Genomic DNA, 16,420 nt, shown 5'->3' with positions numbered 1-16,420 from the left:
GTTACGATAGCGTTTCGCAATCGCAGCACGGGACAGCTTTATTGATATCTGGAGGAATTCCAATTCTGATATGCGAAACGCTTGCAACGCAGAATCGGGATCAGGATGACGCCCAAGATGACGACGATGTACGAAAGTTGGGACGCGGCGCGCGGCGCCGAAATCATCGCCGAACATAGCCAGATGGAGGGAGCAACCCTGCCCATCCTCCATGCGTTGCAGGAGACGTTCGGCTATGTCCCCGAGGATGCCATTCCGATGATCGCATCCGCCCTGAACCTGTCACGCGCCGAGGTTTACGGCGTGTTCACGTTCTACCATGATTTCCGTGCCAAGAAGGCCGGCCGTCACGTGCTGAAGCTGTGCCGCGCCGAGGCCTGCCAGGCCGCCGGCGGCGATGCGCTCGCCGCGCGCGCCGAGGCCAAGCTTGGGATCGCCATGGGCAACACCACATCGGATGAGCGCGTCACGCTCGAGCCGATCTACTGCCTCGGCCTGTGCGCGACCGCGCCCTCGGCGATGATCGACGGCCGGCTGGTCGGCCGGCTCGATGAGGCCCGGATCGATGCTCTCGTCTCGGAGGCCCAGCGATGAGCGTGCGTCTTTTTGTCCCGTGTGATGCCGGCGCCCTCGCCGTCGGCGCCGATGAGGTCGCCCACGCGCTGCACAAGGCGGCGCTCGAGCGCAAGGTCGATATTGAAATCGTACGCAACGGCTCGCGTGGGTTGTACTGGCTGGAGCCGCTGGTCGAGCTGGAGACGGCGCAGGGCCGCTTCGGCTTCGGCCCCGTCACCGCCGACGACGTGCCGTCGCTGCTCGACGCCATCATCGACGACAAGTCGCACAAGCTCTCGCTCGGCCTGACCGAGGAGATCCCGTGGCTGAAGCGGCAGACCCGCCTGACCTTCGCCCGCTGCGGCATCGTCGATCCCTTGTCGCTCGAGGACTACCGCGCCCATGGCGGCTACAAGGGTCTCACGCGCGCGCTGACCTTGTCGCCGGATGCCGTCATTGCCGAGGTCACGACGTCGGGCCTGCGCGGCCGCGGCGGCGCGGGCTTCCCGACCGGCATCAAGTGGAAGACGGTGTCGCAGACCGCGGCCGATCGCAAATACGTCATCTGCAACGCCGACGAAGGCGACAGCGGCACCTTCGCCGATCGCATGCTGATGGAAGGCGATCCCTTCGTGCTGATCGAAGGCATGACCATCTGCGGCATCGCGGTGGGCGCCACCAAGGGCTACATCTACACGCGCTCGGAATATCCGCACGCGATCGCGACCATGACCAAGGCGATCGACATCGCCAAAAAGGCCGGCCTGCTCGGCGACAAGATCTCGGGCTCGAACTACACATTCGATCTCGAAGTCCGCACCGGCGCCGGCGCCTATGTCTGCGGCGAAGAGACCGCGCTGATGGAGAGCCTCGAAGGCAAGCGCGGCATCGTCCGTGCCAAGCCGCCGCTGCCCGCGCATCACGGCCTGTTCGGCAAGCCGACGGTGGTCAACAATCTGCTGTCGTTCGCCGCCATCCCCTTCATCCTCGATGAAGGCGCCAAGGCCTATGCCGATTTCGGCATGGGACGCTCGCGCGGCACGATGCCGATCCAGATCGCGGGGAACGTCAAGTTCGGCGGCCTGTTCGAGACCGCGTTCGGCATCACGCTTGGTGAGCTCGTCGACGACATCGCCGGCGGCACCTTCACCGGCCGCCCGGTGCGCGCGGTGCAGGTCGGTGGCCCGCTCGGCGCCTACTTCCCCCGCGCGCTGTTCGACACCCCGTTCGACTACGAGGCGTTCGCCGCCAAGGAGGGCCTGATCGGCCATGGCGGCATCGTCGTGTTCGACGACAGCGTCGACATGTCGAAGCAGGCGCGCTTCGCGATGGAGTTCTGCGCCATCGAATCCTGCGGCAAGTGCACGCCCTGCCGCATCGGCTCGACGCGCGGCGCCGAGACCATCGACAAGATCCGCCGCGGCGAGCGCGTCGCGGAAAACATCGCTCTGGTCGAGGACCTCTGCGGCACTATGAAGCTTGGATCGCTCTGTGCTCTCGGCGGCTTCACGCCCTACCCTGTGCTCTCGGCGCTCAAACACTTCCGCGAGGATTTCGGTCCTCAGCAACCGCGCCTGCAGGCTGCGGAATAGACATTCGGGAACAAGGACACGGCCATGTCGCTCATCCACGAAACCGATTACGGCACCCCGCTCTCCAAGTCCGAGAAGATGGTCACGCTCACCATCGACGGCCAGAGCATCACCGTTCCCGAGGGCACCTCGATCATGCGCGCGGCCATGGAGGCCGGCACGCAGATCCCGAAGCTGTGCGCGACCGACATGGTCGACGCGTTCGGCTCCTGCCGCCTCTGCCTCGTCGAGGTGGAAGGCCGCGCCGGCACGCCGGCCTCGTGCACCACGCCGGTCGCCGCGGGCCTCGTCGTCCACACCCAGACCGAGCGGCTGAAGAAGCTGCGCAAGGGCGTGATGGAGCTCTACATCTCCGACCATCCGCTCGACTGTCTGACCTGCGCCGCCAATGGCGATTGCGAGCTGCAGGACATGGCCGGCGCAGTCGGCCTGCGCGACGTGCGCTACGGCAACCAGGGTGAGAACCACGTGTTCGCCGACGCCTGTGGCGAGGCCAATCCGGCCTGGCTGCCGAAGGACGAGTCCAACCCCTATTTCACCTACGATCCCTCGAAGTGTATCGTCTGCTCGCGCTGCGTCCGCGCCTGCGAGGAGGTGCAAGGCACGTTCGCCCTGACCATCTCCGGCCGCGGCTTCGACAGCCGGGTATCGCCGGGCATGAGCGAGAGCTTCCTCGGCTCGGAGTGTGTGTCCTGCGGCGCCTGCGTGCAGGCCTGCCCGACCGCGACCCTGACCGAGAAGAGCGTGATCGAGATCGGCCAGCCCGAGCATTCGGCGGTCACCACCTGCGCCTATTGCGGCGTCGGCTGCGCCTTCAAGGCGGAGATGCGCGGCGAGGAAGTCGTGCGCATGGTGCCCTACAAGGACGGCAAGGCCAATCGCGGCCATTCCTGCGTCAAGGGCCGCTTCGCCTATGGCTATGCGACCCACAAGGAGCGCATTCTCAAGCCGATGATCCGCGAGACCATCGACCAGCCCTGGCGCGAGGTCTCCTATGACGAGGCCTTCACCTTCGCCGCCGAGAGGCTCCGCGGCATTCAGGCCAAGCATGGCCGCGACTCCATCGGCGGCATCACCTCGTCCCGCTGCACCAACGAAGAAACCTATCTGGTGCAGAAGCTGATCCGGGCCGGCTTCGGCAACAACAATGTCGACACCTGCGCCCGCGTCTGCCACTCGCCGACCGGCTACGGCCTCGCCACCACCTTCGGCACCTCGGCCGGCACGCAGGACTTCGACTCGGTCGAGGACAGCGACGTGATCATGGTGATCGGCGCCAATCCGACCGACGCGCATCCGGTGTTCGGCTCGCGCATGAAGAAGCGGCTGCGCCAGGGCGCCAAGCTGATCGTCGTCGATCCGCGCAAGATCGATCTGGTGAAGTCGGCGCACATCAAGGCGGACTATCACCTGCCGCTGCTGCCGGGCACCAACGTCGCGATTCTGACCGCGCTGGCGCATGTCATCGTCACCGAGGGCCTGGTCAACGAGACCTTCGTGCGCGAGCGCTGCGACTGGAGCGAGTTCCAGGACTGGGCCGAGTTCGTGGCCCTGGAGAAGAACAGTCCCGAAGCGATCGCCGGCATTTCCGGCGTCGATCCGGAAGCGATCCGCGGCGCGGCCCGGCTCTACGCCAAGGGCGGCAACGGCGCGATCTATTACGGCCTTGGTGTCACCGAGCACAGCCAGGGCTCGACCACGGTGATCGCGATCGCCAACCTCGCGATGGCGACCGGCAATATCGGCCGTCGCGGCGTCGGCGTGAACCCGCTGCGCGGCCAGAACAACGTGCAGGGCTCCTGCGACATGGGTTCGTTCCCGCACGAGCTGCCGGGCTACCGGCACATCTCGGGCGACGCGGTGCGCGACCAGTTCGAGGCGATGTGGAACGTCAAGCTCAACCCTGAGCCGGGCCTGCGCATCCCCAACATGTTCGACTCCGCGATCGACGGCACCTTCAAGGGCCTTTACGTGCAGGGCGAGGACATCCTGCAGTCCGATCCCAACACCACGCATGTCGTGCAGGCGCTGTCGTCGATGGAATGCGTCATCGTGCAGGACCTCTTCCTGAACGAGACCGCCAACTACGCCCACGTCTTCCTGCCCGGCTCGACCTTCCTGGAGAAGGACGGCACCTTCACCAACGCCGAGCGCCGCATCCAGCGCGTCCGCAAGGTGATGAGCCCGCGCAACGGCTTGGCCGACTGGGAGGTCACGATCGGCCTCGCCAAGGCGATGGGCTTCGAGATGAAGTACAATCACCCGTCCGAGATCATGGACGAGATCGCGGCGCTGACGCCGACCTTCACCGGCGTCTCCTACCAGAAGCTCGAGGAGATGGGCTCGGTGCAGTGGCCCTGCAACGAGAAGTTCCCCGAGGGCTCGCCGATCATGCATGTCGACGGCTTCGTCCGCGGCAAGGGCAAGTTCGTGGTCACCGAGTACGTCGCGACCGACGAGCGCACCGGCCCACGCTTCCCGCTCCTGCTCACCACGGGACGCATCCTGTCGCAGTACAATGTCGGCGCCCAGACCCGGCGCACCGACAATGTGGTGTGGCATGGCGAGGACGTGCTGGAGATCCATCCGCACGACGCCGAGCAGCGCGGCATTCGTGACGGCGACTGGGTGCGGTTGACCAGCCGCGCCGGCGAGACGACGCTGCATGCTCTGATCTCCGAGCGCGTGGCGCCGGGCGTGGTTTACACCACGTTCCATCACCCGCTCACGCAGGCCAACGTCATCACCACGGACTACTCGGACTGGGCGACCAACTGCCCCGAGTACAAGGTCACCGCGGTGCAGGTTTCGCAGTCCAACGGACCGTCGGACTGGCAGAAGGCCTATGACGAGCAGGCCCGCAACTCGCGCCGCATCGCCCCGATCGTGGAGGCGGCGGAGTAGCATGCCAGATGCAGTGCGCATCGCGGATCGTCTGGTCTGGCGCGACGGAGCCCTCACCGAGGGCCACCGCCGCGTGCCGGAGGAGACCGCGGTCGCGCTGACCTACAATGGCGGCACCCAGGCCGTCATGATGGCGACGCCGCAGGACCTGCGCGACTTCGCCATCGGCTTCAGCCTCAACGAAGGACTGATCACGAGCGGCGACGAGATCGTCTCGCTCGACGTCGTCGAACTAGACGACGGCATCGAGCTGCGGATGTGGCTGCCCGATGCGCTCGCCGAACGCCTCGCCGAGCGCCGCCGCAACATCGCCGGGCCCACTGGCTGCGGCCTGTGCGGCATCGATTCCCTTGCCGAAGCTGTGCGGCCGGCGGCGCATGTACCCCACGGCCGCCGCTTCACACCGCGCGACATCATGGCCGCCCTGGCCGCGATCGAACCGCTGCAGAAGCTCAATCATGAGACACGCGCGGTGCACGCCGCGGCGTTCTGGACGCCGGCCCGCGGCATCGTCGGCTTGCGCGAGGATGTCGGCCGCCATAATGCGCTCGACAAGCTCGCCGGCCATCTCGCGCAGGTGGGGAGCGCCGCGAGCGAAGGCGTGGTGATCATGACCAGCCGCGTTTCCGTCGAGCTGGTGCAGAAAGCCGCCGCGATGGGCGCCCCGGTGCTGGTCGCGGTCTCCGCTCCGACCGCGCTTGCCATTCGCATGGCCGAGGCTGCGGGCATCACGCTGATTGCGGTGGCCCGCAACGACGGCTTCGAAATCTTCACCCACCCCGACCGCATCGTCGCGGGCGCCGAGCCGCGCGCGCAATCACCTCAGACGGACAAGCCCCATGTCGCATAGCACCCAAGACCGCCTCGTCTACATGGCGAACCAGATCGGCAAGTTCTTCCAGAGCCAGGGCCGCGAGAAAGAGGTCGCCGGCGTCGCCGAACACATCAAGAAGTTCTGGGACCCGCGCATGCTCAAGACCATCTACGCCCACCACGACGCCGGCGGCGAAGGCCTCGATCCGGCCGTGAAGGACGCGATCGGCAAGCTCAAGCAAGACGCGGTCGCGAAGGAAAAGGCGTAACTCGTCACTCCTCATCGCGCTGCTTGAGCAGATCATTCCTCCAGTAGCGTCGTGAATACGCGGCGCACCTCGCTCTGCGTCTCGCGCACCCGCGCCTCAAGCGCCGAGAAATCCGGCGCATCCCCGGCTCGCGCCAGCACCCGCAACAGATCGTCGCCGGCCTGGTCGGGCTTGAACTTGTCGCTGACGCACAGGCGCAGGATCTGCGTCAGGTCGTGATAGAGCCGCGCCGCCTGGCGCAGGATCACGGCCTCCGCGCGCGGCAGCACGCCGAGACGCTCGGCATTGTCGAGCACCGCGAGCGAGCTGACGTCGAGGATCTCCGGTCGGGTCGCGGCGTGCACGAGTTGCAGATATTGCGCGACGAAGTCGATGTCGACCATGCCGCCGGCGGCGTGCTTGAGATCCCACAGATCCGCCTCGCCCTTCTCCGCCGCAATCGCGCGGCGCATGTCGGCGACGTCGCGCGCGATCGCCGCGGCGTCGCGCGCGCGCCGCAGCGCGGTCTGAATGATGGCCTCGATGCGCGCTCGGAACGCGGGCGACGCCGAGATCACCCGCGCGCGCGTCAGCGCCATGTGCTCCCAGGTCCACGCCTCCTGCTCCTGATAATGCGCAAAGGAGTCGATGTGCGAGGCGAGCGGGCCGGCTCGGCCCGACGGCCGCAGCCGCATGTCGATGTCGTAGAGCACGCCGTAGTTGGTGCGCGACGTGAATGCCGAGATCAGCCGCTGCGTGAAGCGGGCAAAATAGTGCGCGCCCTGCAGAGAACGCTCGCCGTCCGAGTCCGGCTCATCGGCATCGAAGTCGTACAGCAAGATCAGGTCGAGATCGGAGGACGCCGTCATCTCGCGCGCGCCCAGCCGGCCCATCGCGACGATCGCCGTCTCCTGCCCCGCGATGCGGCCGTGCTGGGCAGCAAAACGGTCGGTGACCAGGCCGTGCACCGTGTGCACGATGCCCTCGGCGACGTCGGCGAACGCCGTGCCGGCCTGCTGCGCGGAGACGGTGCCGGAGAGAATGCGCGTGCCGATCAGGAACAGGCTCTCCTGGCCGAACAGCCGGAGACGATCAAGAAACTCCTCATAGGTCCCTGCATCATGCAGCGTCGTTGCCAACCGCTCCGACAGCTCGCGCTTGTCGGGGATCGCACCGAAGAAGCGCGGGTCGATCAAGCCGTCCATCAGCCGCGGCTGCCGCGCCAGCATGTCGCCGAGCCGCGGTGCGGTGCCGAGCACGAGCGCGACCAGCGCGACGAGATCGCGGTTCTGGCCGAGCAAGGTGATCAGCCGGCCACCGAGCTGCAGCGCCTGCAGGAAGCGGTCGAACGCGACGACGGCGCGATCCGGTTCGTCGGCATGCGCGAGACCATCGATCAGCGCCGGCAGGAAATCGCTGAAGGCGGAGCGCGTCGCCTCCGCACGGAACACGCGATACTCGCCCGCGAGCCATTGCTGCAGGGTCTTGGCCACCATCACCGGATCGCGGAAGCCAAGCCCGGCAAGATGCTCCATCAGCCGCGCATCGTCGGGACCGGCCGCGTAGTTCACCGCGGGCAGGCTGACGGTGCCGGTCGGATCGCCCTCGAACAGGCGCGCATAATGGCCTTGCACGATATTCAGGTGGAACAGCAGGTCCGTCGCGAAGCTTTCGCGGCTGTCGTAGCCGAAGAAGCAGGCGAAGCGAGCCACGCCTTCGACGTCGTCGGGAAGGCTGTGGATCTGCTCGTCGGCCATCATCTGCAGCCGGTGTTCGACGCGGCGCAGAAACTCGTAGGCGATGGTGAGCTCATCGCGCGCCTGCTCGGTGATCCACTTGCTCGCGGTGAGCACGTCGAGCGCCTGCAGGGTCGGACGCACGCGCAATTCGGGATGGCGGCCGCCGGCGATGAGCTGCTGGGTCTGGGCGAAGAACTCGATTTCGCGGATGCCGCCCCGCCCGACCTTGACGTTGTGGCCTTCGACCGCGATCTCGCTGTGGCCGCGATAGACCTGCATCTGCCGCTTCATGTCGTGAACGTCGGTCAGCGCCTGGAAGTCGAGATGCTTGCGCCAGACGAAGGGCGACAGCTCGGCCAGCAGCGCTTCGCCTGCGGCGACATCACCGGCGCAGACCCGCGCCTTGATCATCGCGGCGCGCTCCCAGGTGCGTCCCTCCCGCTCGTAGTAATGCAGCGCGGCCTCGGTCGACATCGCCACCTGTGTCGAGGCCGGGTCCGGCCGCAGCCGGAGGTCGACGCGGAACACGTAGCCGTCGGCCGTGCGGCTCTGCAGCAGCCGCGCCATGGCCTGGGTGACGCGGACGAAGAACGGCTGCGGCTCGATGTCCCGCGCGAGCGAATGGCTCTCGGGATCGAAGAACACGATCAGATCGATGTCGCTCGAATAGTTCAGTTCGCCCGCACCCATCTTGCCCATCGCGAGCACGAACAGGCCCGAGCCCTGCTCCGGCTGCTCGGCATCGGGCGGCGAGAGACGGCCGCGCGCGGCCTCCTGCCGCAACAAATAGCGCAGCGCCATCTGCACCGAGGATACCGCGATATCGGTCAGTCCCGCCGTCACCTGCATGACGGGCCAGACGCCGCCGATGTCACACAGCGCGATCAACAGCGCCGCTTCGGCCTTGAGCTGGCGCAGCAACCTCATCACGTCGGCTTCGCTGGTGGCGGCGAAGACCTCGTGCGAGGTGCGGGCGATCAGGTCGTCGAGATGCGCCTGCGGCTCGCAACGCAGGAGGCGGTCGAGGCGAGAGGCGTCGGCGCGGATCAGATCGAACAGATAGGGCGAGCATTCGGCGATGCCGAGCAGGATCGTCCTGGCCCAGCCGTCTCCCAGCAGGGCCGCGAGGCTGGCGGCCTGGGCGGGCTCGAGCTCGGCGAGCCAGTCTTGCAAGAATTGTTCGGCTTTGTCGGGCGCACGGACATGCGGGCCGGCAACGAAACGCCCGGCCAGATTCTGCCCGTCCGCGTTTCCCGGCGCGGATGAGGTCATGCGGCCTTCTGTGGCACATCCTGTGTCGGCGCCGCAAGCTTCGCGGGCAGGCCCGCGCCGGCCGGCAGCACCAGCGTCGCGATCAATCCGGGTTTCGCGTCGCCGAGCCGGAGTTCGCCGCCGTGCAACGTCGCCACCGCCGAGGCGAGGCTCAGGCCGAGGCCGGAACCCGGCAGGGTGCGCGATGCTTCCAGCCGCACGAACCGCTCGACCGCGTGCTTGCGCTCGGCCTCAGGAATCCCCTCGCCATGATCGGTGACGCTGAGCAGCACCTGGCCGCCCTCGCGCCGCGCCTCGATCAGGATCTCGCGGCTGGCCGCGGCCGCCGCGGAATCGAGCGGCAGCGCCGCGGGCTTGCCGTATTTGATCGCGTTCTCGACGAGATTGGCGAGCGCCTGACTGATCAGCTCGCGATTGCCATGCACCGGCGCGGCCGCCGCCTTGACCCGCAGGGTCATCTCATTGTCCTCGGCGAGCGGCTCGTACAGCTCGTGGATGCCGCCGGCGACCTCGGCCGCATCGAACTCGACCATGTCGCCGCGCGCCTGTCCGGACTCCGCCCGCGCGATCATCAAGAGCGCATTGAAGGTCCGGATCAGGCCATCGGATTCCTCGATCGTGCGTTCCAGCGCCGCGCGATATTCGTCCTCGGAGCGCGACATCGCCAGCGCCTCCTCGGCGCGGTTGCGCAACCGCGTCAGCGGCGTCTTCAGATCATGGGCGATGTTGTCCGAGACCTCCTTGAGGCCGGTCATCAGCGCCTCGATGCGCTCCAGCATCGCGTTGAGATTTTCCGCCAGACGATCGAGCTCGTCGCCGCTGCGCCCGACCGGCAACCGGCCGGAGAGATCGCCATCCATGATCCGCCGCGTGGTGCCGGTCATCGCATCGATCCGGACCAGCACGCGTCGCGACACGAAGATGCCGCCGCCGATGCCGAGCACGACCACCACCAGCACCGACCATTGCGCCGCCTTGGCGACGATGCCGAACAGGCGGCGGCGCTCTTCGAGGTCGCGGCCGATCAGCAAGCGAAAGCCACTGGAGAGCTGGGTGACATAGACCAGCGCGCGATGGTTCTGCTCGCTGGTGTCGTCGAGCCGGCGATAGAACGTCTCCGACCATCCGGACGAGCCCATCACGCCGGGCGCGAGCGAGCCGACATTGCCGGCGATGGCCTGCCCGGTCGGCGTCGTGATCAGATAGAGATTGGCGCCGGGCCGCAACGCGCGGCTCTCGATCGCGCCGACGATGCCGCGGAGGCCCCAGCGGGAGAAGATGTCGGTCATCTCGCTGATCTCAGAGGTGACCGTGGTGGAGATCTGCTCGGTGATGAGGCGGCGGGTGTTCCAGGCGAAATAGCCGAGCAGCGAGGCGGCAAACAGCGCAAACAGCAGCAGATAGACCAGCGTCAGCCGGAACGCCGTGGTGCGGATCAGCTTACCGAAGGCCGTCACGGATCATGTACCCCGCGCCGCGGATGGTATGGAGCAAGGGACGGTCAAAACCCTTGTCGATCTTGGAGCGCAGCCGCGAGATATGGACGTCGATCACGTTGGTCTGCGGATCGAAGTGATAGTCCCAGACGTTCTCCAGGAGCATGGTGCGCGTCACCACCTGCCCGGCATGCTTCATCAGATATTCGAGCAGCCGGAACTCGCGCGGCTGCAGGGTCAGCTCGTCCTTGCCGCGGGCCACCCGGTGCGACAGCCGGTCGAGCTCGAGGTCGCCGACCTTGTAGGTCGTCTCCTCGGCCGGCCCGCCATGGCGGCGCGACAGCACCTCGACGCGGGCGAGCAGTTCGGCAAAAGCGTAAGGTTTCGGGAGGTAATCGTCGCCGCCGGCGCGCAGGCCCTTGATGCGGTCGTCGACCTGGCCGAGCGCGGACAGGATCAGCACCGGTGTCCGGTTGCCCTTGTCGCGCAACGCGCCGATCATCGACAGGCCGTCGCGCTTGGGCAGCATGCGGTCGACCACCAGCACGTCGTAATCGCCGCTCTCGGCCATGGCGAGGCCCTCCTCGCCGTCGCCGGCGAGATCGGCGACGTGGCCGACTTCGCGGAACGCCTTGACCAGATAGTCGGCGGACTCGCGGTCGTCTTCGATGATCAGCAGGCGCATTGCGGAAACGGGGGCGACACTCACGGTTCGATGTCCATCTACATGGCCCGGCTGCCGTTTCCGTGCAAGGCGGCATCGGCGCAGGGGTGATCGACAGGAAAGTGGGCGGTGAGGCTGGGGGACCTCACCGCCCGAGTTCCTTCCGACGGAGGGGGGCGTTGTCCTGACGGAAGGTTGATGGGAGCGGAACTTGAAGCCCGCCCCCAGGAAGAGCCGCCGGCGCGGGGGCAACATGCCGGCGGTCTCCCATCTCGTAAGAGCCTTTAGCCCTTGGCCAGCGGCACCGCGACGAAGCGCGACTGGCCGCCGCTCTTCACCCGCATCAGCACGCTGTTCTTGTTGTCGTTGCGGGCGGCGTTGATCGCTTCCCGCACGTCACCGGCCGAGGTCACCGACTTGCCGGCGACTTCGAGGATCACGTCGCCTTCCTTGAAGCCGCGATCGGCCGCGGCGCTCTTCGGGTCGACCTGGGTGACGATGACGCCGTCCTTGCCGGCGCCGGCCACGCTCGACGCCGGAGCGACGGTCATGCCGAGCTTCGGCACGTCGGCGCCGCGGGTGGAGTTGCCGCTGTCGCTGTCGCCACCGGTGTCGGCCTTGGCCTCGACGGTGTTCGGCAGCTTGCCGAGCGTCAGATTGACGGTCTTCTCCTGGCCCTTCGACAGCACGTTCAGCTTCACGGCCGAGCCCGGCGAAATGCCGCCGATGGTGCGGGCGAGCTCACGCGCGTCCTTCACCGGCTCGCCATTCACCGCGGTGATGACGTCGCCGGACAGAATGCCCGCCTTCGCCGCCGGGCCGTTGGCCTGCGGCTCGGCGACCAGCGCGCCTTCCGCCTTCTTCATGCCGAGGCTGTCGGCGATGTCCTGCGTCACCGGCTGGATCTGCACGCCGATCCAGCCGCGGCTGACCGAGCCGTTGTCCTTCAGCTGCGCGACCACACTCTTCACCGTCGAGGCGGGGATCGAGAACGCGATGCCGACGCTGCCGCCGGACGGCGAATAGATCGCGGTGTTCACACCGACGACGTTGCCGTCGACATCGAACGCCGGGCCGCCCGAATTGCCCTTGTTCACGGGCGCGTCGATCTGGATGAAGTCGTCATACGGGCCATTGCCGATGTCGCGGCCGACCGCCGAGACGATGCCCGCGGTCACGGTGCCGCCGAGGCCGAAGGGATTGCCGACCGCCAGCACCCAGTCGCCGATGCGCGGCTTGCCGTCGGCGAGTTTGGCGAACGGCAGGTTCGAGGCGCCCTCGACCTTGATCAGCGCGAGGTCGGTGCGCGGATCGGTGCCGATCACCTTGGCGCTGTAGGTCTTGCCGTCGTCGGTCGTCACCTCGACCTTGTCGGCGCCGTCGACCACGTGGTTGTTGGTCACGGCATAGCCGTCGGCGGAAATAAAGAAGCCGGAGCCCTGCCCCGTCACCGCGCGACCGCCACCACGGCCGCCGCGGCCCGGCATGCCGGGAATGCCGTTCTCACCGCCGAAGCGGCGGAAGAAGCGCTCCATCGGCGAGCCCGGCTGGAACGGCGTGTCGTCGTCATTGTCGTTCTTGGCCACCTTCTCGGCGATGTTGACCTTGACCGAAATCACCGACGGCTTGACCCGCTCCACGATGTCGGCAAAGCCGACGGGACGCGCGACCTTGCTGACCTCGTTGGCGACCTGCGCATGCGCCGCGGTCGAGAACAGATCGAGCGGCGCGCCCTGCGGCGACAGGCCATATCCGGCGATGCCGAGGCCCGCGACCACGGAGGCCATCAGCGCAAACTTGCGCGCCGAGAACAGCCCGGGCCGGGACTTGCGATAGGACGGAAGAGAGGACAGGTCGATCGGACGGTCGGTCATACGGTTTTCTCCGCAAGTGATTTTGGTCAAGGTCTAAACGTGTGTCCCGGGCTGTTCGCCCCGTTCGCCAGTGAACATGGGACTTGCCGCCTTACGGCGTGCTGGCTGCGGCGTTAAACTTCTGTAATGGATGGACACGAAGACTGCGGCAGAATGGCGCAGGTGGTGGAGTGAGTGGGAAAAGGCGTGTACGGGCAATGGGTTGCTGGAGCCTCCTTTGCCCCAAGGCTGACCATCTTTGTGGCCCGCCATCCAGAAGTATGAACTCCCGTACGCGGGTGAGCCGCAGGCGTAACCCGCCGCCCTTCACCGGCCCCACAGCGACCGCCCCCGTACCCGCATGAGCGACTTGAAGGGCGAAGGCGGAAGCGACATGCGGCTTCACCGCCCTGCCCCGGTGGCGCAAGCCGCCGCCCCCACCGCCGTCGTCCCGGACAAGCCGTGACGCGCAAAGCGCGGCACGGCGCCGATCCGGGACCCATACGCCGCAGCCGTCTTGTGGGGCGAAAAAGCCAATGGCCAGCCTGCCTCAAACCGCTCCCTGGGGGTATGGGTCCCGGCGTTCGCCGGGACGACACTGTGTTTGTCGAATGCCACGCCTCCAACAAGCTGCGATATTGCGAGCGTAGCGCGCTTTGCTGGCGACGACACGCGAGGCAACATCCCGATCCACATTGTCAAACAGCCCTTGGAGAGAACTAACAGCGGCCGGAGCGACCCGACACCAACCCGAGCCTCCACATTCTCGCGACGCATCCCGCGCCCGAGTTATGCCCATCAACTCGCACCCTCTTAAGCAGAGGGCACAGGGAAGGCCGGGCGCTGGCCGCGCCCGTGGCCCGCCTGCAAACAAAAAAGCAGGCGGCAGTCACCACAGGTCTGGCCGAACGCACCCGGCCTTCCCTGCGCGATGGTTTTAACATTTATACGAGTTCTCCCCGGGGACCGGCTCATTGACCCCGTCGCCGGCGGATCATCACCACCAGCTTGACCTCGGCACCGGGAGGCCAGGACGACACGATTTCCTGTCCGCAGTCAGCCGTTCGTCGGCGAGGCCCAAACCCCGCTTGCGGCCGCCCGCATCCATCGCATTCCGCAACCCGCGTCCGTGACGATCGCGATACGCTCCCTCAGCGGTACGGAACGGGTGGAGGATACGGGTGATTTGGGGTAGAGGGCAAGAGGATTTTTGTTTTTCGGAATTCTTTGTATGCTTATCAAAACCGACGTCCGTGATTATAGCGGCTATCACGTGAGCTTAGACCCCAAGCTCTCTCCTGCAACGAAAACTTGAAAAATTGGATTGCAGCCCTTTCGCCATAGGAAAAAGTTCCCATTTTGGAACGGCTGGGGGTTCTGACATACAGGAGAAGGTAAATGTCTAACCCATGGGGCCGATCCGGCGCGCCAATGATCCAACCAACAAAAAATGAACTACGGCAGTGGCTAAGAGAAGCGCGAGAGCTGACAAGATTGGAGCAAAAGCTCCGCAACCGTGCAGAGTATGAGCTCGGAATTGCAAAACGTAAGCTTGGTAGCTTAGTCCTCGAGGGTAAAATTGAGTTGCCAGCCGAACTGCTAGGTCAGATTGTTATTCAAATGACCGAAGTTGAAGAAATTGAAGCGACCAAGACCAGAGCGCTCCTCTCCCAAGACTGAGATCACTAGAGGCCGCCTCAATCGGCGGCCTCCTCTTTAGCATCCGGAGTCTTCTCCGGAAGTAGGGCTTTCATCGCAGAAAGTCTGTCAATCACCTTTTGTACTCCGGCCTGATCGTACAGTAGTGCAGCGAGTTCTAAACGATCATCCTTTATCGCAATCGAGGATTCGCTTACCCCCTTCTCTCCAACCCAACTTATCGTCACGGCTTGCCTTCCAGACGTACCTGCAACGATTGGCGTTGTCGGAACGTTTGGGAGAGTCGGTTGGGCGACGAGGATACTACGGGAAACCTCTTCACCACTCGGCGCAGAAACCGGCGAACTGGCTATATCGGCGATATCGTAACCCGAAGACTCCGCTTCTAAGAGCTGCTTTGTTTCGCGATAGGAACGAATAGCGGCATCAGCGGCAGTTGGAATGAATTTTTGAGTTAAGAGATAGGAGCGAAGTGCTTGGTCGCTCGCTTTGCCGCCTTGAAACCGCGCATCAAGTTCTGCAAAAAGCTCGGGATTCGAAGCAGCCTCGCGAAGCGACCCAACGCGCTCGCCACTTCCGGGCGGGTGAGCGATGATCGATACAGCCAAATCAGATACTCTAGTTTGGTCACCGCGCCCCTCAAGCAATCCATACTTGAGCACCGCAGAGAGAACGCCCAGGGATTTTCCGTTCAAACTCTGGTATCCCATATGAGCAGCTGCCACTGAGCGCGGGATGGGGTTCTGATAATCATTATTATAAACCTCAGTAGCCCTCTCAATTGCTTCCTTTAAGCCGATAGCGGGATACTGAGGACTGCGCGCTTTGGCCATTGGCCCCTCCTGTGACGGCAAACGTCCTACAGTAATCTCTAGTTATCGTCAATGTTATCCTTCAAGAAACTTATCGCGTAAAAATTGTTCATAGCGTAATATCCTCTTGGATGACGCGGGCGTGGCCGCTATTATGACCAAATCGCGAGGCCTCATCTGCTGAGAGTTGGCCGCCAGGAAGTTCGCGAACTCAGCGCCTTGCAATGAAGCCGCAAGTTCGGCCCCGTCCCGGTGAAGCATGAGCAGCGAAACTGTACCTAAACCGAAGAAGCCTCCGCTGGGTGAATCCGAGTTGAGCCAGATTCTCGCCCACGCTCACGCGTGTCGCCAAGCGTTCGGGCCTTACCTGGGCGCTCTCGTAGTCGTAGTAACGGTCATTAAGGCTCGGCCGGGATACTTTGGCGTAGCCAGCACTGTTAGTATCCTTGGCGGCATCATGTATCACGCGCTCTGGAAGTGAGCGACCGCAACGCGCGCGAGCAAAGGCAACGTACAACTAGTAACCAGACGTCGTCTCGCTTGTCGTGAGAACGGACGCCAGCGGTCGCAGCTCGGATGAGCGCAGCGATATCCGGGTTCAATGTCTAAAGCTTGTGCGACACCAGATGTCGCTGCGCTCATCTGGGCTACGCGGACGGGCCGCTTGCTCGAGGGTCTGTCGGGCGGCTTAGCCGCCAGCGTAAGCCGCCGCGTTTTGTCGGGTGGAATCGCGTATGATGCTCCGCTAATCCTCCCTACGTGTTCTGCCCATAAGTAACTCCGTCAGGCCCCGAGCTAGTACTACTGAGTCAAAAATCGACGAAATAACCGGCTGAGAATCAAGTATTTGTAGAGATTCAGACTTTCACGCGC

The 16,420-nt window shown here is 65.2% G+C and carries 11 protein-coding genes; 6 read left to right on the top strand and 5 right to left on the bottom strand.

Annotated elements, in window-relative coordinates; genetic code table 11:
• Positions 1-117: 117 nt before the first annotated feature.
• From ACQR1L_RS32020 to ACQR1L_RS32000, 5 genes are read left to right on the top strand one after another with little or no spacing between them, the layout of a single operon-like run.
• Positions 118-594, top strand: a complete 477-nt coding sequence (locus ACQR1L_RS32020) for a formate dehydrogenase subunit gamma (RefSeq protein WP_434861901.1) — start codon at positions 118-120, stop codon at positions 592-594.
• Entirely contained in the window at positions 591-2,147 is a 1,557-nt protein-coding gene (locus ACQR1L_RS32015) for a formate dehydrogenase beta subunit (protein WP_434861900.1), read from the top strand. The genes ACQR1L_RS32020 and ACQR1L_RS32015 overlap by 4 nt, the downstream gene beginning before the upstream one ends.
• Positions 2,148-2,171: 24 nt before the next feature.
• Positions 2,172-5,051 (top strand): formate dehydrogenase subunit alpha, encoded by a 2,880-nt coding sequence (fdhF, locus tag ACQR1L_RS32010; RefSeq protein WP_434861899.1) that lies wholly within the window; start codon positions 2,172-2,174, stop codon positions 5,049-5,051.
• Positions 5,052-5,064: 13 nt separating this feature from the next.
• Positions 5,065-5,901, top strand: a complete 837-nt coding sequence (gene fdhD, locus ACQR1L_RS32005; RefSeq protein ID WP_434861970.1) for a formate dehydrogenase accessory sulfurtransferase FdhD — start codon at positions 5,065-5,067, stop codon at positions 5,899-5,901.
• Positions 5,891-6,133, top strand: a complete 243-nt coding sequence (locus tag ACQR1L_RS32000) for a formate dehydrogenase subunit delta (protein ID WP_434861898.1) — start codon at positions 5,891-5,893, stop codon at positions 6,131-6,133. The genes fdhD and ACQR1L_RS32000 overlap by 11 nt, the downstream gene beginning before the upstream one ends.
• A gap of 32 nt (positions 6,134-6,165) precedes the next feature.
• Here ACQR1L_RS32000 and ACQR1L_RS31995 read toward each other — a convergent pair whose 3' ends face one another.
• The 4 genes from ACQR1L_RS31995 to ACQR1L_RS31980 form a co-directional block, all read right to left on the bottom strand.
• Positions 6,166-9,123 (bottom strand): bifunctional [glutamine synthetase] adenylyltransferase/[glutamine synthetase]-adenylyl-L-tyrosine phosphorylase, encoded by a 2,958-nt coding sequence (locus ACQR1L_RS31995; RefSeq protein ID WP_434861897.1) that lies wholly within the window; start codon positions 9,121-9,123, stop codon positions 6,166-6,168.
• Positions 9,120-10,580: an ATP-binding protein gene (locus ACQR1L_RS31990; RefSeq protein ID WP_434861896.1), complete on the bottom strand. Its 1,461-nt coding sequence runs from the start codon at positions 10,578-10,580 to the stop codon at positions 9,120-9,122. Before ACQR1L_RS31990 ends, ACQR1L_RS31995 begins: the two co-directional genes overlap by 4 nt.
• Complete coding sequence (locus ACQR1L_RS31985) at positions 10,564-11,244, bottom strand: winged helix-turn-helix domain-containing protein (RefSeq protein WP_434861969.1); 681 nt, start codon at positions 11,242-11,244, stop codon at positions 10,564-10,566. The genes ACQR1L_RS31990 and ACQR1L_RS31985 overlap by 17 nt, the downstream gene beginning before the upstream one ends.
• A gap of 263 nt (positions 11,245-11,507) precedes the next feature.
• Entirely contained in the window at positions 11,508-13,097 is a 1,590-nt protein-coding gene (locus ACQR1L_RS31980; protein ID WP_434861895.1) for a Do family serine endopeptidase, read from the bottom strand.
• Positions 13,098-14,474: 1,377 nt separating this feature from the next.
• Here ACQR1L_RS31980 and ACQR1L_RS31975 point away from each other — a divergent pair.
• Positions 14,475-14,756 carry a hypothetical protein gene (locus ACQR1L_RS31975; RefSeq protein WP_434861894.1) on the top strand — a complete coding sequence of 94 codons (282 nt, stop codon included), beginning with the start codon at positions 14,475-14,477 and terminating at the stop codon, positions 14,754-14,756.
• A 17-nt stretch (positions 14,757-14,773) separates the two neighbouring features.
• Here ACQR1L_RS31975 and ACQR1L_RS31970 read toward each other — a convergent pair whose 3' ends face one another.
• Complete coding sequence (locus tag ACQR1L_RS31970; protein ID WP_434861893.1) at positions 14,774-15,568, bottom strand: hypothetical protein; 795 nt, start codon at positions 15,566-15,568, stop codon at positions 14,774-14,776.
• Between the last annotated feature and the right edge of the window lie 852 nt (positions 15,569-16,420).

Source organism: Bradyrhizobium sp. HKCCYLR20261 (genome assembly GCF_051168435.1).
Taxonomy (GTDB): domain Bacteria; phylum Pseudomonadota; class Alphaproteobacteria; order Rhizobiales; family Xanthobacteraceae; genus Bradyrhizobium.
The sequence above is the reverse complement of the archived record's forward strand: the minus strand, read 5'-3'. Positions and strand labels throughout refer to the sequence as shown.